Source organism: Micromonospora sp. NBC_00421 (genome assembly GCF_036017915.1).
Lineage (GTDB): Bacteria > Actinomycetota > Actinomycetes > Mycobacteriales > Micromonosporaceae > Micromonospora.
Map to the genome: position 1 here is coordinate 6,832,508 of NZ_CP107929.1, position 17,692 is coordinate 6,850,199.

The 17,692-nt window shown below is 73.0% G+C and carries 17 protein-coding genes; 10 read left to right on the forward strand and 7 right to left on the reverse strand.

Annotated elements, in window-relative coordinates; translation table 11 throughout:
- Positions 1-31 precede the first annotated feature (31 nt).
- Genes OHQ87_RS29495 through nudC form a run of 3 tightly spaced genes read left to right on the forward strand, consistent with a single transcriptional unit; the run spans position 32 to position 3,611 of the window.
- Complete coding sequence (locus OHQ87_RS29495) at positions 32-1,345, forward strand: M16 family metallopeptidase (protein WP_328343180.1); 1,314 nt, start codon at positions 32-34, stop codon at positions 1,343-1,345.
- A complete protein-coding gene (locus OHQ87_RS29500) occupies positions 1,342-2,667 on the forward strand; it encodes a M16 family metallopeptidase (RefSeq protein WP_328343182.1) in 1,326 nt (441 codons plus the stop codon). The genes OHQ87_RS29495 and OHQ87_RS29500 overlap by 4 nt, the downstream gene beginning before the upstream one ends.
- A complete protein-coding gene (nudC, locus tag OHQ87_RS29505; protein WP_328343184.1) occupies positions 2,664-3,611 on the forward strand; it encodes an NAD(+) diphosphatase in 948 nt (315 codons plus the stop codon). Before OHQ87_RS29500 ends, nudC begins: the two co-directional genes overlap by 4 nt.
- Positions 3,612-3,714: 103 nt before the next feature.
- Here nudC and OHQ87_RS29510 read toward each other — a convergent pair whose 3' ends face one another.
- Together OHQ87_RS29510 and OHQ87_RS29515 are read right to left on the reverse strand one after the other, a co-directional pair.
- On the reverse strand, positions 3,715-3,936 hold the full coding sequence (locus OHQ87_RS29510; protein ID WP_328343186.1) for a DUF397 domain-containing protein: 222 nt from the start codon (positions 3,934-3,936) through the stop codon (positions 3,715-3,717).
- Positions 3,937-4,011: 75 nt separating this feature from the next.
- The gene (locus tag OHQ87_RS29515; RefSeq protein WP_328343188.1) at positions 4,012-4,989 is read right to left on the reverse strand and encodes a helix-turn-helix domain-containing protein; all 978 of its coding nucleotides are present in this window, start codon (positions 4,987-4,989) and stop codon (positions 4,012-4,014) included.
- Positions 4,990-5,222: 233 nt separating this feature from the next.
- On the opposite strand from OHQ87_RS29515, the gene OHQ87_RS29520 reads away from it, so the two are divergent.
- Positions 5,223-6,524 carry an MFS transporter gene (locus tag OHQ87_RS29520; RefSeq protein WP_328343190.1) on the forward strand — a complete coding sequence of 434 codons (1,302 nt, stop codon included), beginning with the start codon at positions 5,223-5,225 and terminating at the stop codon, positions 6,522-6,524.
- Positions 6,525-6,593: 69 nt separating this feature from the next.
- Here the strand turns inward: OHQ87_RS29520 and OHQ87_RS29525 are convergent, their stop codons facing one another.
- On the reverse strand, positions 6,594-6,836 hold the full coding sequence (locus tag OHQ87_RS29525) for a mycoredoxin (RefSeq protein ID WP_328343192.1): 243 nt from the start codon (positions 6,834-6,836) through the stop codon (positions 6,594-6,596).
- An 88-nt stretch (positions 6,837-6,924) separates the two neighbouring features.
- Here OHQ87_RS29525 and OHQ87_RS29530 point away from each other — a divergent pair, with 88 nt between their 5' ends.
- The 3 genes from OHQ87_RS29530 to OHQ87_RS29540 all read left to right on the forward strand — a co-directional run bounded on the left by OHQ87_RS29530 (position 6,925) and on the right by OHQ87_RS29540 (position 9,977).
- Positions 6,925-9,102: an ATP-dependent DNA helicase UvrD2 gene (locus OHQ87_RS29530; protein ID WP_328343193.1), complete on the forward strand. Its 2,178-nt coding sequence runs from the start codon at positions 6,925-6,927 to the stop codon at positions 9,100-9,102.
- Positions 9,103-9,223: 121 nt separating this feature from the next.
- A complete protein-coding gene (locus OHQ87_RS29535) occupies positions 9,224-9,481 on the forward strand; it encodes a hypothetical protein (protein ID WP_328343194.1) in 258 nt (85 codons plus the stop codon).
- A gap of 130 nt (positions 9,482-9,611) precedes the next feature.
- Positions 9,612-9,977 (forward strand): WhiB family transcriptional regulator, encoded by a 366-nt coding sequence (locus OHQ87_RS29540; protein ID WP_282267977.1) that lies wholly within the window; start codon positions 9,612-9,614, stop codon positions 9,975-9,977.
- A 302-nt stretch (positions 9,978-10,279) separates the two neighbouring features.
- On the opposite strand, the gene OHQ87_RS29545 is transcribed toward OHQ87_RS29540, so the two are convergent.
- The 3 genes from OHQ87_RS29545 to OHQ87_RS29555 all read right to left on the reverse strand — a co-directional run bounded on the left by OHQ87_RS29545 (position 10,280) and on the right by OHQ87_RS29555 (position 13,346).
- Entirely contained in the window at positions 10,280-11,611 is a 1,332-nt protein-coding gene (locus OHQ87_RS29545; RefSeq protein ID WP_328343198.1) for an ABC1 kinase family protein, read from the reverse strand.
- A gap of 119 nt (positions 11,612-11,730) precedes the next feature.
- Complete coding sequence (locus OHQ87_RS29550) at positions 11,731-12,774, reverse strand: TOMM precursor leader peptide-binding protein (protein ID WP_328349048.1); 1,044 nt, start codon at positions 12,772-12,774, stop codon at positions 11,731-11,733.
- 404 nt (positions 12,775-13,178) lie between these two features.
- Positions 13,179-13,346 carry a DUF5679 domain-containing protein gene (locus OHQ87_RS29555; protein WP_007464795.1) on the reverse strand — a complete coding sequence of 56 codons (168 nt, stop codon included), beginning with the start codon at positions 13,344-13,346 and terminating at the stop codon, positions 13,179-13,181.
- A gap of 511 nt (positions 13,347-13,857) precedes the next feature.
- Between OHQ87_RS29555 and OHQ87_RS29560 the strand changes: the two genes are divergently transcribed.
- Both OHQ87_RS29560 and OHQ87_RS29565 read left to right on the forward strand, forming a co-directional pair.
- Positions 13,858-14,388 carry a M48 metallopeptidase family protein gene (locus tag OHQ87_RS29560; protein WP_328343200.1) on the forward strand — a complete coding sequence of 177 codons (531 nt, stop codon included), beginning with the start codon at positions 13,858-13,860 and terminating at the stop codon, positions 14,386-14,388.
- A gap of 158 nt (positions 14,389-14,546) precedes the next feature.
- Positions 14,547-15,152 (forward strand): hypothetical protein, encoded by a 606-nt coding sequence (locus tag OHQ87_RS29565; protein ID WP_328343201.1) that lies wholly within the window; start codon positions 14,547-14,549, stop codon positions 15,150-15,152.
- 102 nt (positions 15,153-15,254) lie between these two features.
- On the opposite strand, the gene OHQ87_RS29570 is transcribed toward OHQ87_RS29565, so the two are convergent.
- Positions 15,255-16,484, reverse strand: coding sequence for a zinc-dependent metalloprotease (locus tag OHQ87_RS29570; protein WP_328349050.1), 1,230 nt, complete (start codon positions 16,482-16,484; stop codon positions 15,255-15,257).
- Positions 16,485-16,666: 182 nt separating this feature from the next.
- On the opposite strand from OHQ87_RS29570, the gene OHQ87_RS29575 reads away from it, so the two are divergent.
- Entirely contained in the window at positions 16,667-17,680 is a 1,014-nt protein-coding gene (locus tag OHQ87_RS29575) for a YlbL family protein (RefSeq protein ID WP_328343202.1), read from the forward strand.
- The last annotated feature ends 12 nt before the right edge of the window (positions 17,681-17,692 follow it).

Sequence of the window (17,692 nt, forward strand, 5' to 3'; positions counted from 1 at the left end):
TCACCGGTGGCGACACGCTAGGGTCGATCACGTGCCGACCCGGAGAGCGAGAATTCCAGCGACGAAATACCCGGTCGAGCGGTTCACCCTCGACAACGGCCTACGGGTGGTCCTCACCCCGGACCGCAGCGCCCCGGTGATCGGCGTGGCGGTCGTCTACGACGTCGGCATCCGCTCCGAGCCGCAGGGGCGTACCGGCTTCGCCCACCTCTTCGAGCACCTGATGTTCCAGGGCTCGGAGAACCTGGAGAAGCTGGCCCACTTCCGGCACGTGCAGGGCGCCGGTGGGACCTTCAACGGCTCCACCCATCTGGACTACACCGACTACTACGAGACGCTTCCCGCAAACGCCCTGGAACGGGCGCTGTTCCTGGAGGCCGACCGGATGCGCGGCCCCCGGTTGACCGAGGAGAACCTGCGCAACCAGGTCGACGTGGTCAAGGAGGAGATCCGGGTCAACGTGCTCAACCGGCCGTACGGCGGGTTCCCCTGGCTGACCCTGCCGCCTGTCATGTTCGACACCTTCCCCAACGCGCACGACGGTTACGGCTCCTTCGACGACCTGGAGTCCGCCACCGTCGCCGACGCCGCCGACTTCTTCCGCCGCTACTACGCCAGCGGCAACGCCGTGCTCGCCATCAGCGGGGACGTCGACGTCACGGAGGCGACCGCCCTGGTCGAACGGCACTTCGGTGACGTGCCGGCCCGGCCCGCCCCGCAGCGGCCCGACTTCACCGAGCCCGACCTGACCGTCGAGCGGCGCACCTCGTACACCGACCAGTTGGCGCCGTTGCCGGCGGTGGCCTCGGCGTGGCGGGTGCCCGACCCGGTCGACGACTTCGCCGGCTACCTCCCCTACGTGGTCCTCGCCGAGGTGCTCACCGACGGGGAGGCGTCCCGGCTGGTCGAGCGGCTGGTCCAGCGGGACCGCAGCGTGACAGGCGTCGGCGGCTACCTCGGCTTCATGGGCGACCCGTTCGACGTCCGCGACCCCACGGCACTGCTGCTCCAGGCGCACCTGCCGCCCGGCGGCGACGTGGACAAGGTGCTGCGCACCGTCGACGAGGAGCTGGACCGGCTGGCCACCGACGGGCTGACCGACGGCGAGCTGGCCCGCACCCAGGCGCGGATGGCCACCCACCTGCTGCGGGACACCGACGCGGTGCTCGGCCGGGCGTTGCGGATGGCGGTGCTGGAGCAGCAGCGCGGTGAGCCGGGTCTGCTCAACGAACTGCCCCGGCTGGTCGGCGAGGTCACCGAGGAACAGGTCCGGGCCGCCGCCGCCACCCTGCGACCGCAACGCCGCGCCTCCATCGAGGTCATCCCCGGAGGTGCCAACAAATGAGTACGAACATCCGGGCGTTGCCGGCGCTCGGTCCGACCCGGCGGCTCAAGCTGCCCCGGCAGGCCGAGCGGCGGCTCGGCAACGGGCTCACCGTGATCGCGGTACGCCGGCCCGCCGTCCCCCTGGTCGAGTTGCGGCTGTGGATGCCGTTCGGCCGGACCCACCTGGCCCGGCGCGCGATGCTCGCCGAGACGATGCTCACCGGCACCGGCACCCTCACCGCCACCCAGATCGCCGCTGAGCTGCAGAAGGTCGGTGGCGGGCTCTCCGCCGGGGCCGACCCGGACCGGTTGATGGTCTCCGGCGCGGGCCTGGTCACCGGGCTGGACCGGATGCTGGAGATCCTGGCCGACGTGCTGACCGGGGCCAGCTACCCGGCCGACTGGGTGCAGACCGAGCGGGACCGGCTGGTGGACGGGATCCAGGTGGCTCAGAGTCAGCCCGCCCATCTGGCCCGTACCGCGCTGCTCCGGCGGATCTACGGCCAGCACCCGTACGCGGTGCAGACCCCGGAGCCGGAGCAGGTCCGCGCGGTCCGCCCGGCGGCGCTGCGCCGGTTGCACGCCGAGCGGGTGCACCCGGCCGAGGCGGTGCTGGTGCTGGTCGGCGACGTGCAGCCGGAACGCGCGCTGGACGCCGCGGAGAAGGCGCTGGCCGGCTGGACCGGGGACAGCCGGGGCGTCGACCTGCCGCCCGCGCCACCGCTGGAACCCGGGCAGCTGCTGCTGGTGGACCGGCCGGGCTCGGTGCAGTCGTCACTGCGGATCGCGCTGCCGGCGGTGCCCCGCACCCACCCGGACCACGCCGCGCTGCAACTGGCCAACCTGATCTTCGGCGGCTACTTCTCGTCCCGCTGGACGGAGAACATCCGGGAGGACAAGGGTTACACCTACGGCCCGCACTCGTCGGTCGAGCACTCCGTCGCCGGGTCGGTGCTGGTCGCCGGTGCCGACGTGGCGACCGAGGTGACCGGCCCGGCCCTGCTGGAGACGACGTACGAGCTGGGTCGGCTGGCCTCGTTGCCGCCCAAGCCGGACGAGCTGGAGCAGGCCCGCCAGTACGCCCTGGGCACCCTCCAGCTCGGCATCTCCACCCAGGCCGGGTTGGCCGCGTTGACAAGCGCGTACGCCGGCAACGGGTTGCGGCTGGACTTCCTCGCCGAGCACGCCGCCCGGCTGGCGAAGGCCACCGTCGACGATGTCGCCGAGGTGGGCGCCCGGTACCTCGCCCCGTCGGGGGCGGTAGTCGTGGTACTCGGTGACGCCGAGCGGGTCGCCGGTCCGCTGGCCGCCCTCACCCCGATCCGTACGGAGTCGGCGTGAGCGGTGAGACCGCGCCGCCGCTGGCCCGTTCCACGCTGGACCGGGCGGCGCACCGGCGTACCGATCCGCAGTGGTTGGCGCAGGCGTGGCAGCGGGCCCGGGTGCTGGTGCTGGATTCGGCCCGGGACGGGCGGGCGCTGATCCGCACGGAGGTGAATCCGCCGGTGCTGGTGCTGCGGGACGCCGTCGAGGTCGGCCCGCTGGGGGAGGCGTTCCCGCTCTTCCTGGGGGTGGAGCCCGACGGGGTGCCGGTCTTCGCGGTGGACGCCCCGCTGCCCGAGCTGCCGGGCACCCGGGAGGCCAACCTGCGGGAGATCGGCCACCTGCTCGACGATCGGGACGCCGGGATCTTCACCACGGCGCTCGCCCTGGTCAACTGGCACCTGGGGCACGGCTGGTCACCCCGCACCGGGCACCGGACCGAGGTCGACGAGGGTGGCTGGTCGCGGGTGGACGGGGACGGCCGGCGGGCCTGGCCGCGTACCGACCCGGCGATGATCGTCCTGGTGCACGACGGGGTGGACGGCCCGGACGGTCGTTGCCTGCTCGGCAACAACGCCACCTGGCCGCGTACCCCGGGGCAGCGGCGTTTCTCCTGTCTCGCCGGTTACGTCGAGCCGGGGGAGTCGGCCGAGGCGGCCGTGCTGCGCGAGGTCCGCGAGGAGGTAGGCGTCGGGGTCGAGCGGATCACGTACGCGGGCAGCCAGGCCTGGCCGTTCCCCGGTTCGTTGATGCTGGGCTACCTGGCCGAGGCGGACCCGGGGGAGCCGGTGCGGGTCGACCCGACCGAGATCGCGTACGCCCGCTGGTTCACCCGGCGCGAGATCGGCGCGGTGCTGGCCGGCCGGGCGGTGGACGCCGGGGACGGCGACCGGGTGATCCTGCCGCCGCCGTCGTCGATCGCCCTCTTCCTGATCCACCGCTGGCTCGACGGCCACTGCTGACCCCACCCGACCGCGACGGCCGGAGGGAGTGCGCTGCGGCCTCGTGACCCGGGCGACGTGGAGCCGCCGGCAGCCTCGCCGACGGCCCCACCCGGTCACCGGATCAGTCCAGTGCGAACTGCCCGTTCTTCGTACCCTCGATGAACCCGAGCCACCCGGCCCGCGGGAACAGCAGTATCGGGCCGCTCGGGTCCTTGCTGTCCCGCAGCGCCACCTGGGCCGTCGCGGTGCGCAGCTGGGCGACCTCCACGCAGTTGGACGTCTGGCTGCGGGTGCTCTTGTGCCAGCGCGCGTCGGCGGGCACGGTCTCCTGGATCTCGTTCATGGTTCTGCTCCTGGTTGCTGGAACTGCCTCGACGGAACGAGCGGCGGTCGCCCGGCCCCGACGGGCCGGTGTGGATCACCGATCCGTCAGGCGCCCGGGTCGGCGGCGGCGTTGGACCGGCGCTGCCGTCGGACCAGGGGCCGCCGTGGACGAGGCCGCCGTGTCGGTCAGCCGTCCCGACGCCGCGAAGAGCCAGGTGAGGGTGTCCGATGCGGAGAGCGCCGCCGAGCAAAGCCACTCAAATGCCACTTTATAGTGATTTACCGTGGATGCCTCGGTCGACATGACGTCGATGAAGCCTCCTTCGATCGCCAGCGTCTCCGGATCCTGCGGATCGGCGAACCGGTAGAGCGAAAAGGCAGTCGGCGGCAGGTAGAACTCGCCGATCCGGGTGTCCCGCAGCAACAGGTGCAGCGTCACGTTCGGCAACATGGCCAGCTCACAGAGGTGGGCGAGCTGTTCCCGCAGCACCTCCGACGGGCAGGCCCGCCGCCCCAGGGCCGCCTCCTCCAGCACGGCCGTGTAGCCGGGACCGTCCGGCCGGTCCAGCAGGGACTGCCGACCCAACCGTGCCTTGACCTCGGTCTCCGGGTCGTCCCGGACGGACGGGTCGGCCGCTCCCGCGGCAGCGGCGTTGGCCGAGACGATCCGCAGCCGGGCGTACCCCTCGGTCTGCAACAGGCCCGGCACCAGCACCGGGTTGTACTCGCGGATCTGGGCGCAGCCCGCCTCCAGCTCCGCCCACCCCAGCTGTTGCCGGGTCATCACCGGGTACGACCTGCGCCAGGCGCGCATGTCGCCGGCCTCCTCGGTGATGACGAGCAGCTCCTCCCGCAGCTCGGTGTCGGCCTCGTAGAGGTCGAGCAGGGCGCGGACGTCCTCCGGGTCGGGCCGGCTGCGGCCGTTCTCCAGTCGGGAGAGCTTCGAGGCCGACGCCCAGCCGATCCGCTCGATCACCTGGTCCCCGGTGAGTCCCGCCGCCTCGCGCAGGCGACGCAGGTCACTGCCGAGCCTGCGCCTGCGCAGGATCGGACTCGGTACGGCAGGAGGCACGGTGTCCTCGATTCCGTCGACCGTCGCGGGACGCGACGGTAACTGTATGAAATTCGCCCCCCACGGTCAGTATGGACGGCGCGACCGGCGTCGGAGGTCCCGGCGAGGGCGTGTCTTGCGACAAAAAGAGGACTCTGGAACCTGCCCGCCGGCCCCGGGGACGCCCCCGCCCCCACCCGACGGCGGTTCCCCGTACGCGTCCGCCCGGGCGCCATCCCCCGGAGGGAACCCCCATGCGCGCCGTCCTGCGCCGCCCCGACTTCCGTCTGCTCTTCGTCGCGCTGCTGGCCAGCATGGCGGCAGAGTCGATGCTGCCGCTCGCCCTCGCCATCTGGGTCAAGGACCTGACCGGCTCCGACGGGCTGGCCGGTGCGACCATCTTCGCGATCATCGCGCCGATGGCCCTGGCCCCGCTGGTCGGCTGGGTCGTCGACCGTTACCGCCGCCAGCCGTTCTTCGTGGCCGCCAACCTCGGCACGGCGGTGCTGCTCACCCCGCTCTTCGCGGTCCGCGACCGGGCCGACGTCTGGATCGTCTATTTGGTGGCCGCCTGCTACGGACTGTCCTACCTGGCGCTGCACGCGACCCTGAGCGGGCTGCTCCGCCAGCTCGTGCCGGGCGCGTTGCTGGCCGACGCGAACGGGGCGCTGCAGACCGTCCGGCAGGGCCTTCGCCTCGGCGGTCCGCTGGCCGGGGCGGCCCTGTACGCGGCGGTCGGCGGTTGGCTGCTCACCAGCCTGGCGATGACCGGGTTCGTGGTCGCCGCCGCCGTGGTGGGGCTGCTCCGGGTGACCGAGCACCCGCCCGCCACCGCCACCCTGCGCTGGCCGGCGGAGCTGGGCGCCGGGCTGCGTCACCTGACCCGTGAGGCGGCCCTGCGCCGGGCCCTGCTCGGGTACGGGCTGGGCTCGCTCGTGATGGGCTTCACCGAGTCGCTGATCTTCGCGTACGTCGACCAGGGGCTGCGCCGTGACGCCGCCTTCGTCGGGGTGCTGATCACCGTGCAGGGGGTCGGTGGGCTGGTGGGTGGCCTGATCTCGCCGACGGTCGTCCGCAGGGTGGGTGAGCTGGGGTCACTCGCCACCGGGGTGGCCCTCTTCGGCCCGGCCGCGCTGGCCCTGGCCTGGCCGGACCTGCGGCTCGGCGTGCTGGCGCTGCTGCTCGCCGGACTCTCCCTGCCGTTGACCGTGGTCGGGCTGACCACGCTGATCCAACGGCGCACCCCGCCCGGGTTGCTCGGCCGGGTCACCGCCGCCTCCGAGGCGCTGGTCAGCGGACCGCAGGCGGTCTCCATCGGGGCCGGGGCGCTGCTCGTCGGCGTGTTCGACTACCGGCTGCTCTTCGCCCTCGTCGGGGTGGTCACCACGCTCGCCGGTCTCTGGCTCTGGCAGGGCCGCCGCCTCACCCCGCCGAACCCGCCCACCCCGATCCCGACCGCGCCACCGGCCCCGCCCGGTCCCACGCCCGTCGCCCACATCCCGGTTCCCCGCCGTCCGCTGCCCGACCCCACCGCCCACCGGATGCCCGGTCGGTGAACCCGGAGCCGACGCGGAGCGGCCGGCCCGGTGGGGCCGGCCGCTCCGTGGTGGCGGGGTACCGGGAGGTCAGCCCGGAAGGGTGGCCAGGTGCTGCTTGACCTGGGTGATGGACGGGTTGGTCAGCGCGCTGCCGTCGGCGAAGCGCAGCGTCGGCACGGTCTGGTTGCCGCCGTTGACGCTCATCACGAAGTCCGCGGCCTTCGGGTCCTGCTCGATGTCGACCACCTCGTACCCGATGCCTTCCCGGTCCAGCTGCGACTTCAGCCGGTGGCAGTAGCCGCACCACGGGGTGGAATACATGGTCAACATCGTCGAATCCTCCAGCGGTCGTCGCACCGGCCCGGTCAGGTCGGGCTGACCGGTACAACATCAGCCGGAGCTGGAATGATTCCACGCTGTGGTGGTTCACTCGGCGGAGACGGTGCTCGCCGGGCTGGATCCGGAACAGCGGTCGGCGGTGACCGCCCCGGCCGGCCCGGTCTGCGTCCTGGCCGGCGCCGGCACCGGCAAGACCCGGGCGGTGACCTCCCGGATCGCCCACCGGGTGCTGACCGGCGAGATCGTCGGCCGGCACGTGCTCGCGGTCACCTTCACCGCGCGGGCCGCCGCAGAGATGCGGAACCGACTCGCCCTGATCGGGGTGCCGGGGGTGCAGGCGCGGACGTTCCACGCGGCGGCGCTGCGTCAGGTGCGCTACTTCGCCCCCCGGCTGCTGTCCGGGCGGGCCATGCCGGAGCTGCTGGACAGCAAGGTCCGGGTGGTCACCCTGGCCGCCGCCAAGGTCGGCCTGCGGGCCGACCGGGCCGCCGCCCGGGACCTGGCCGGCGAGATCGAGTGGGCCAAGTCGTCGCTCGTCGAGCCGGGCGAGTACGTGGTCGCCGCGGCGAAGGCGCTGCGCGAGACGCCGCACGAGCCGGCGCGGGTGGCCGAGGTCTTCACCGCGTACGAACGGCTGAAACGGTCCTCCGGGGTGATCGACTTCGAGGACATGCTGCGGGCCGCGGTCTGGGGCATCGAGGAACACCGGGACGTGGCCGAGCAGGTACGCGGCCAGTACCGGCACTTCGTCGTCGACGAGTACCAGGACGTCAACCCGCTCCAGCAGCGGCTGCTCGACGCCTGGCTGGGCGGCCGGGACGACGTGACGGTGGTCGGTGACGCCAGCCAGACGATCTACTCGTTCACCGGGGCCACCTCGGCCTACCTGGTCGACTTCCCGCGTCGGCACCGGGAGGCCACGGTGGTCCGGCTGGTCCGCGACTACCGGTCCACCCCGCAGGTGGTCGGGCTGGCCAACGCGGTGATCAGCCAGGCCCGGGGCACCGAGGCGCGGCTGCGGCTGGAGCTGCACGGCCAGCGCCCACCCGGCCCCGAACCGGAGCTGCGGATCTTCACCGACGAGCCGGCCGAGGCCAACGCGGTGGCGGCCCGCTGCCGGACGCTCGTCGACGCGGGCACCCCGGCGAAGGAGATCGCCGTGCTGTTCCGCACCAACGCCCAGTCCGAGGCGTACGAGAAGGCGCTGACCGAGGTCGGCGTGCCGTACGTGGTCCAGGGGGCGGAGCGGTTCTTCGAGCGGACCGAGGTACGTCAGGCGATGGTGGCGCTGCGGGCCGCGACCCGCTCGATCCCGGGCGAGACCCCGCTGCCGATCGCGGTCCGGGAGGCGCTGACCGCCATCGGCTGGGCGCCCGACGCGGCCCCGCCCGGCGGCGCCGCCCGGGAGCGCTGGGAGGCGCTCGCCGCGCTCGTCCAACTCGCCGACGAGTACGCGGCCACCCCCGAGGTGCTGCCGGTCGGCGAGGCGGCGGCGGTGGAGCGCCCGGCCACCCTGGCGGACTTCAACGACGAGCTGGCCCGGCGGGCCGCCCAGCAGCACGTGCCGACCGTGGACGGGGTGACCCTGGCGTCGCTGCACTCGGCCAAGGGCCTGGAGTGGGACGCGGTCTTCCTGGTCGGGCTCGCCGAGGGCACCCTGCCCACCTCGTACGCCCGTACCCCGGAGCAGGTCGAGGAGGAGCGGCGGCTGCTCTACGTCGGGATCACCCGGGCCCGGCAGTGGCTCTGGCTGTCGTACGCCTCGGCCCGCTCGCCGGGTGGGCGGGCCCGCCGCCCGTCGCGCTTCCTGCCCCAGCTGGACCGGACCGGCGGTGGTGAACGGGCCGGCACGGGCCGGGCGGGTGGGACGGGCGGGACGAAGCGGGCGGTGGAGCGTCGGCGGCCCCAGGTGGTCTCCTGCCGGATCTGCGGTGCGACCCTGCTCGCCGGCGCGGACCGCAAGCTGGGCCGCTGCCCGACCTGTCCGTCCGACATCGACGAGAACCTGTACGAGCGGCTCTGCGACTGGCGTGCCCGGGTGGCCGGGGCGCAGCGGATCCCGGCGTACGTGGTCTTCACCGACGCCACCCTCGTCGCGCTCGCCGAACGGCGGCCGGGTCGGGTGGAGGAGCTGATCGCCATCGCCGGCATCGGCCCCCGCAAACTCGGCCTCTACGGCGAGGCGGTGCTGGCGTTGGTGGACGGCGCCGCGGTGGACGACATCGGTCCGGAGAAAACTTTCGAAATCTCGTCGTAAATTCGTTTGCCCTCGCCCCGGCGCGAGGAATAGCCTCAGAACGCACCTCGGGAGCAGCGCCATTTCGGCTGCTCACGGGGCTGGTCCAGTCGGTACGAGGAACGTGAGGGAGGTGGCACCCGTGGAGATCTTCAATTACGAGCGTTCGGCGGTGATGTCAGCTGCCTTCACTCCGCCGGCGGTCCTCCGGGTGGCAGCTGCCGCTCCGCGACCGTCGATCCCGCAGGTGCACCAGGTCTCGGTTCAGGCCGAGCTGAACCTGACTGTTGCGCCCACTGCGGGAGCCGAGGGGACCAGTGGCTTCACGGGTCTGGGCATCGATGTCGCCAAGAAGCACATGGATGTCCGCGGCGTTCCACCTCGAGGGAGACCGGTCTGATATCAGACCACCGGCTCACCTCGAGGCCGCGGAACCCGCTCACCGGGATCCGCGGCCTCAGTTTTTTGCCCGTCGAAGTACGTCGGAAATGCGATCCACGAGATCGAAGTGAGAGAGAGGTGACCGGGAGATGAGTCTGGCGTTGGCCCCCCTCGACGTGAGCGTCGAGCTGGAGGCGAACCTGCCCTGCCGGAAGTTCGACCCCGACCTGTGGTTCTCCGACTCGCCCACCGACCTGGAACTCGCCAAGTCGCTCTGCGGGGACTGCCCGCTGCGCGTCGAGTGCCTGGCCGGTGCGGTCGAGCGGGCCGAGCCCTGGGGCGTCTGGGGCGGCGAGATCTTCGAGCGTGGCGCGGTCGTCCCGCGTAAGCGGCCCCGGGGCCGTCCGCGTAAGGAGGACCTCGCCCGTGACGCGGCCCTTCAGGTCGAGGCCGAGGCGCGGTTGGCGGCCAGTGGTGTGGCCACCTCGCGCAGTGCGGTCCGACTGGCAGCCTGACCTACCCGATCCGTTCCACCCACCCGCCGATGATCATCGGCCGCGAGAAAGTTGACCCCGATGCTGCACCTGCCGAATGGAACCGAGATGCAACTACTCCACGAAGCGTTGTCCCGGGCTCGAATGCGCCGGCCTCAGGCCGGTCGTACCACCACGAGCACTGAGGCGCACCGTTCTGCCCGTACCGTCGCGATGAAGAGCCGGAGCCAGTCGGCTCGCGAACTGGGCGTTCTCTAGAGCACCACCGACAGGCGGGGGCGGTGACCGGAATCCGGTCACCGCCCCCGCTCCTCGTCGGGTCGTCAGGCCACCGGGGCGAAACCGGGCAGCCACCGTTCCAGGATGCCCCGGTAGGGCGCCTTCGCCTCCAACTGGCAGAGCACCCCGATCGAGCCCAGCGTCACCCGGTGGATGAGCAGGTACGACGGCGGCAGGTTGAGCTGCCGACTGAGCTGGAAGGCGGGCGACTTCGGGCTGGCCAGCCGGGTCGCCTCGGCGCGCAGCCAGGCCCGGGTGAACCGGAACTCCTCCTGCGCCACCGGGTCCAGCATGGGCCGGATGTAGTCCAGCAGCGCCGGTGCGTCGATCGGCTCGGTCGGGTTGACGAAGCCCTCCTCGCGCAGCCCGGCGACGACCGCGTCGGCCTCACCGCGCAGCGACAGCCCGAGCAGTCGGCCGATCGGTTCCGGGGTGCCCTCGGGCATCCGGGCCACCGCCCCGAAGTCGATCACACCGAGCCGGCCGTCCGGCAGCAGCCGGAAGTTGCCCGGGTGCGGGTCGGCGTGCAGCAGCCCGGCCCGGGGCGGGGCGGACAGGTGCAGGATCGCCATCAACCGCCCGGCGGAGTTGCGCTGCTCCTCGGTGCCCTCCCGGATGATGTCCGCCAGTGGGGTTCCCTCGATCCACTCGGTGACCAGCACCCGGGGCGAGGCGGAGAGCACCGCCGGGATGAAGATCTCCGGGTCGTCGGCGTACGCGGCGGCGAAGGCGCGCTGCGACTCGGCCTCCAGTTCGTAGTCCAGCTCCTCGGTGATCCGTTCCCGCAGCTCGGCCAGGAGCGGCTTGACGTCCAGGCCGGGTTGGATGACCCGGAACATCCCGCCGAGCCGGGAGAGCTGCTTGAGGTCGGCGAGCAGCGCGTCGCCCGCGCCCGGGTACTGGATCTTGACGGCGGCGGCCCGGGACACCCCGGTCTCCGGATCCCGCCACACCGCCCGGTGCACCTGGCCGATGCTGGCCGCCGCGGCCGGGGTGTCGTCGAACTCCACGAACCGGTCCCGCCAGTCCGGCCCGAGCTGCTCGGTGAGCACCTTGTGCACGCTCGCCACCGGCAGCGGCGGGGCGGCCTCCTGGAGCTTCGTCAGGGCCTGCCGGTAGGGCGCGGCGATCTCGTCCGGTAGCGCCGCCTCGAACACCGACAGGGCCTGGCCGAACTTCATCGCCCCGCCCTTGAGCTGCCCGAGGACGCTGAAGAGCTGCTCGGCGGTGCGTTGCTGGATCTCGGCGGAGATGACGTCGGAGGCGATGCCGGTGACGCGCTTACCCATCCCGAGGACGGTCCGACCGGCGAAGCCGAGCGGCAGAGCGGCGAGCTTGGCGGTCCGGGACACGGCGCGGCGCGGGATGTCGGTCACTTGGCCATTGTTACCGACTTCGTGGCCCCGGTGCTGCTCCGAAGCCGGGCCGGGTGCCTGCATACCCCTTCCGCGTCCCTTCCGGGCTCCCTTCGCATTCCCGGTGGGGCCGGGCGTGGTCACCATCGACGGCCGGCGCCAGAGCAGGAGCAACCGGGGTGCGGGGCCCAGACCCGACGGCGGAACCGGCCGGCCGACCCGACCTCCACCGCACAGCCCACCGTCTCCGGCGTGCCCCCGTCGACCTGGGCCAGCGCCTCGGCGACCGCGTAGCCGACCGCAGCGAGCAGGGTGGCAGTGCCGCAGGACTGGTCAGCCGGGCCGGTGGCGAGTTGGGCGGCCAACGCGGGCCAATCCGGGTCGCGCTCGGTGCGGTGCAGGTCCAGGCAGTGCAGGCAGGGTCCCGCCGGGGGCCGGACCAGCGGACCGACCACCGGCACCCCCTCCCGGAGGGTGAGCAGCAGGTGCGGTTGGCGACGCCGGGCGTACCCGGTGGCGAGCAGGTCCGCCGGCCGGTCCGTGCCGAGTTGCACCACCAGTTCGACCCGGCGTCGGCCGGCTGGCCCGGTCCGGGTGCCCGGGGCGACGCGTTCGATGACGGTCCGGACCGCGCCTGCCAGCGGCTGGCCGACGTCGGTCGCGACCAGTCCGGTCCCGACCAGGTCGCCCGGGTGCACCGGGCCGGTCAGCTCGGCCGACACGTGACCCACGCCGGCCTGGGCCAGAGCCACGGCGACGGGTGCGCCGAGCCGGCCCGCTCCGGCCACCACCACCCGGGCGACGCGTCTGCGGCGCAGCACCTGGGCCGGGGTGCCGGCCAGGGTGGGCGTGGCCAGGGCGAGCGCCCCGGCCTCCGCGGCGAGCCGGGTCCGGTCCGGGCCGGTGAGGTCGCGGGGAAGCAGGGTGTGCGCCGGTACGACGAGCCCGGCGGCGTGCAGCGTGTCGATCAGTCCGCGTACCTGACCGGGGTCGACCTGGAAGTTCGCCGCGTCCACCAGGATGCCGCGCTCGCTGCGGGTGCCGTCGAGCAGGTCGAGTAGCCGGGGGAGGCGTGAGTCGGTCACCTCCAGCAGTACGGCCCGGCCCGGAGCCAGCCCCAGTTGCAGGGTGTGCCGGTCCCGCCAGAGCCGGGTGAGGCCCGGTAACAGGGCGGGGCGGAGCAGCGCGGTACGGGAGGGTTCCGTGCCGGAGGGCCCAACAGGGGAGGACGTGCCGGAGGGCCCAACAGGGGAGGACTCTGTGTGGGAGGGCTCTGTGTGGGACGGTGCGGCGCGGGACGGCATGGTGCGGGACTGAGTCATGATGACGAATCGTGATCGAATCCCTGCGGTGAGTCGCTCGTTGTCCACAGGTGTGCAGCGCCAGATCCAGCGTTGTCCACAGGAATCGACGAGTTATCCACAGTTCACGGGCAGTGATGTCGCCTAGCTGACAGCCCGTCCCTCGGGCCCGCCGGCAGGCGTACCCGAGAAGCGGCCCCACCTTCGCGTCGGCTCGGCCTCCCGGACCCGGACGTGCGGGAGGGGCGGCCTCGTCGGCCGCCCCTCCCGCGTCGCACCCGGACGGGTCAGACCTTGGCCTTGCCCAGGATGCGGTTCACTGTTGTGCCGCACACCGGACACTTGCCCTTGGCCATGTTCATCCCGGTCTTCGAGACCTCGACGTGCCCCTCGAAGTCCCGCTTCTCCTTGCACTTGACGCAGTAACCGTTGTAGGTCTGGGCCTGGTCGGCCACGGTAGCCTCCTCGTCTCGTCCGGCGGGCACGTCGGCCCGACGGTGCTCCCGGCGGCGGGCCACGCGGGGCGCCGACGCCGGGTCCTTCTCCGGCGGTCACCCACGTGACCACCGGTTGGCGGACCCTACCCAGCTCTGGGCAGTTCCATGTCAGCTGTGCATCGACACTGTGAGCAAGTCGACGTCGAGAGTGTGCATCCCGAATTAGGTGGGATAAGTGAGTTTGCCGGGGACACGCCGTGTGGAACCCCGCTCGGGTCCCCCGGAGGGGGTGTGGGGACGCCGCCCGGGTCGCTCACCCACCGTGGAGATCGTTGCGGGCGGACGCCGTGGAGCCGGCCACGAAGGGTGACGAGGGTCGAACCCCAAGGTGATCACCAGTTTTTTTCGGACTCCTTACCACCAATCATCATTTTCCGGGCGCGCGTCGGGGTGTTGACCCTTGCGGACCCCTGGTCAGTACGCATTAGCTTTCCTTCGTGGCAGGAAACCACGGCTGCGCGGCCCACTGATGGCGGCGGCGCGGAAGCCAGTCGTCGAGGTACGGCGCAGTCAGCGCCGGCGACGCACGGTGTCCGCCTACCGGGACGGCGAGCGGGTCGTGGTCCTCATCCCCGACCAGTTCTCCCGAGCCGAGGAGAGCGAGTGGGTCGACCGGATGCTCGCCCGGCTCGCCGCCCGGGAGGACCGGTTGACCCGCAACGACACCGAACTGCTCGACCGGGCGCTCCGGCTGATCAGCATGTACCTCTCCGACCAGGGCGGCGACGCCCTGCCGGCCAGCGTCCGGTGGGTCACCAACCAGAACGGCAGATGGGGGTCCTGCACCCCCGCCGACCGGACCATCCGGATCTCGCACCGGCTCCAGGACATGCCCGACTGGGTGCTCGACTACGTGCTGCTGCACGAGTTGGCGCACCTCATCGTGCCGAGCCACAACGCCCGCTTCTGGGCCCTCGTCGGCCGGTACGCGAAGACCGAGCGGGCCCGGGGCTACCTGGAGGGGGTGGCCGCCGCCTCCGCCGTCCCGGTCCCCGGCTGACTCCGCATCGCCGCCGCTGCTGCCCCGGTCCCCGGCTGACCCCACGTCGCCTCCGCTGCCCCGGCATCTGCTGCCCCTGCTTCGCCGCCGCCCCGCCCTCCGGCGGTCGGAGGCGTGCCCGCTGGAGGGCGGGGAGGCGTGCCCGCTAGGGTCGGGGAATGGTCCGACGGGTGGTGGTGGCGTTACTCGGCCCGGTGGCCTGGTCGCCGCCCGGGATCGGCCTGGTGGACTGGCGCACCGCGCTGGCCGAGGACGTGGTGGACCTGCTCGCCACCCTCGCCGAGGTGGAGACCGCTGTCGCCGTGACCCCGGCCGACCGCTGGCTCGCCGACGCGGTGCGCTGGCCCGACACCGTCGTGTACGAGGTGCCCGAGCCGACCGTCACCGCGGCGCTGGCCGCCCTCGCCGGGTACGACCAGGCTGCCGTGGTCGCCGCCGATGCCCCGGACCTGCCGGGGCTCACCCTCGGCAAGCTGCTCCGGCCACTGACCAGTCGATCCGTCGCCGTCGCCCCGGTCGAGGGTGGTGGCGCTGCCGGGCTGCTCGGCGTGGCGTCGCGGTTACCCGTACCCGATTGGCTGCCGGTGCTGGACCTGGACGTCGCCGGGCCGGCGGACCTGCGTCGCGCGGCGCCCGCCCCGGCCGACGTGGCGGTCACCCCCGGCTGGCACCGGTTGCGCGGCCCGGCCGACCTGGCCGCCCTGGACCCGGCGGTCGAGGGCTGGGAGGCCACCCGTGCCCTGCTCTCCGGCCACCGCGCCTGACCGGCCACCGCGCCTGACCGGCCGGGAGTCGGGTGGGTCCGGCCGGCGTCGCGGCAGGTAGGGACCGGTCAGGGCGGGGAGCCGGTCAGGGCATCGGGGCGGTCAGGGGCGGTCGGGGTCGCCGTCGGGGTCGTCGGGACGGGGGCGGCTGCCCGGGGCCTGCTCCTCGGGGCCGCCGGGGGCGGTGAAGTCGAAGTTGGCCAGCTCGTCGTCGAGATCCGCCGAGGTGGTCGCGAACGCCACCGGGTCGGCGAAGTCCGCGTCGGAGGGGAGCAGGTCGGGGTGGCCCCAGACCGCGTCCCGGCCGGCGATGCCCCGGTGCTCGGTCAACGCCGCCCACAGCGCCGAGGCCTCCCGCAGCCGGCGCGGACGCAGCTCCAGGCCGACCAGGGCGGCGAAGGTCTGTTCGGCCGGCCCGCCGGCCGCCCGGCGACGACGGAACGCCTCACCGAGGCGGACCACGTTGGGCAGCCGGTCGGCGGCGGCACTGTCGACCACGTGGCAGACCCAGCCCTCGACCAGCGCGAGCACCGTCTCCAGCCGGGCCAGGGACGCCTTCTGCGCCGGGGTGTCCTCCGGGGTGAAGATCCCCTCCAGGGCGATCGCCTGCATCGACTCCGGGTCGGTCGGGTCGACCCGGCCCATCGCCTCCTCGATCGCCTCCCGGTTGACCCGGATGCCTGACGCGTAGTTCTCCACAGCGGTCAGCACGTGCCCGCGCAGCCACGGGACGTGCTCGAAGAGCCGCTGGTGGGCGGCCTCGCGTAGGGCGACGTAGAGGCGTACCTCGTCCTCGGGCAGCTCCAGGCCCTCGCCGTACACCCGGATGTTGGCCGGGATCAGTGCGGCGGTGCCGGCCGGGCCGAGCGGCAGGCCGATGTCGCCGGCGGAGAGCACCTCTGCGGCGAGCTGGCCGAGGGCCTGGCCGAGCTGGCCGCCGAAGAGCGCCCCGCCCAGGGTGGCGACCATCGACTGCATCGGGCCGAGCTGGGCACGGGCCTCCGGCGGGACCAGGTCGCCCATCGCGCCGACCATCCGGCTGGCCACCGGGTCGCAGAGCTTGCGCCAGACGTCGAGCGTCTTGTAGATCCACTCGTTGCGGTTCCACGCCACGGAGGTGCGGATGCCGGTCGGCCAGGCCGACGCCGGCTCCAGCCACAGATCGGCCAGGCGCAGCGCCTCCTCCACCGCGTGCCGCTCGTAGGGGGAGGCCATCGGATCACCCGTGGCCGCGAGCTGGCTGGCGGCCACCTGACGGGCCAGGTCCCAGTTGACCGGCCCGCTGCCCGGCGCGGAGAGCAGGTGCTGCAACTGCGACATGAACTGCTGCATCTGCGCGGGATCGTTGGGGTCTGGTGGTTGCCCACCCGGGAGCGCGAAACCGAACGGAATATCAGGCACGACGTCTACGGTACGCGCGCCGCGCCCCTGGTAGCCGCCACTGGCGTTGCGCTGAGGGCGAAGTCCGCCGCAGCGCGCCGGAGTCGCCGCCACCTGTCGGTACGCTCTGCCGCATGCGACGTCGTGGCGTGACCGTCCTCCTCGGTGCCCTGCTCACCACCCTGCTGAGCATCGGCGTGCTCGGCGCACCCATCCCGTACGTGGTGCTCGGCCCCGGGCCGACGGTGAACACGCTCGGCACCTCCGCGGGCAAGGAGGTCATCCAGGTCAGCGGCCGGGAGACGTCCACCTCCGCCGGTCAGCTCCGGATGACCACTGTCGGCGTGCAGCCGACGGTGAAGCTGCGCGCCGCGATCGCCGGTTGGCTGTCGAAGGACGAGGCGGTGGTGCCCCGGGAACTGGTCTACCCGCCGGGCGAGTCGCAGGAGGAGGTCGAGAAGCGCAACGCCGAGGACTTCCAGAACTCGCAGAGCAGCGCCGAGACCGCCGCGCTGGTCAAGCTCGGCTACCCGGTCGAGGTGGTGGCGAAGGAGGTGGCCGCGGACGGTTCGGCGGCCGGTGTGCTGAAGGCCGGTGACGTGATCGTCACCGTCGACGGGGCCAAGGTCACCTCCGCGACCCGGCTGGTCGAGCTGGTCCGGGGCAAGCCCGCCGGCACCCGGCTGACCATCGGGTACGTCCGCGACGGCACCGCCGGCAGCGCCACCGTGACCAGCCGGGAGGCCGACGGCCGGCCGCGCATCGGGGTGGTCCCCGACCAGCGGCAGCCGCACCCGTTCAGCCTGAAGATCGACCTGAACGACATCGGCGGCCCGAGCGCCGGGCTGATGTTCGCCCTCGGCATCATCGACAAGCTCAAGCCGGAGGATCTCACCGGTGGGAAGGTCATCGCCGGCACCGGCACCATCGACGACGAGGGCCGGGTCGGCCCGATCGGCGGCATCGCGCAGAAGCTGGTCGGCGCGAAGAAGGCAGGTGCCAAGGTGTTCCTGGTCCCCGCCGACAACTGCGCCGAGGCGGTCCGCAACCCGCAGCCCGGTCTGCCCATGCTCAGGGTCGGCTCGCTGGACGACGCATTGACCGCGCTGGACACGTTGCGCGCCGGTGGAGAGCCGACCCGCTGCTGAGGCCGGTGCCAC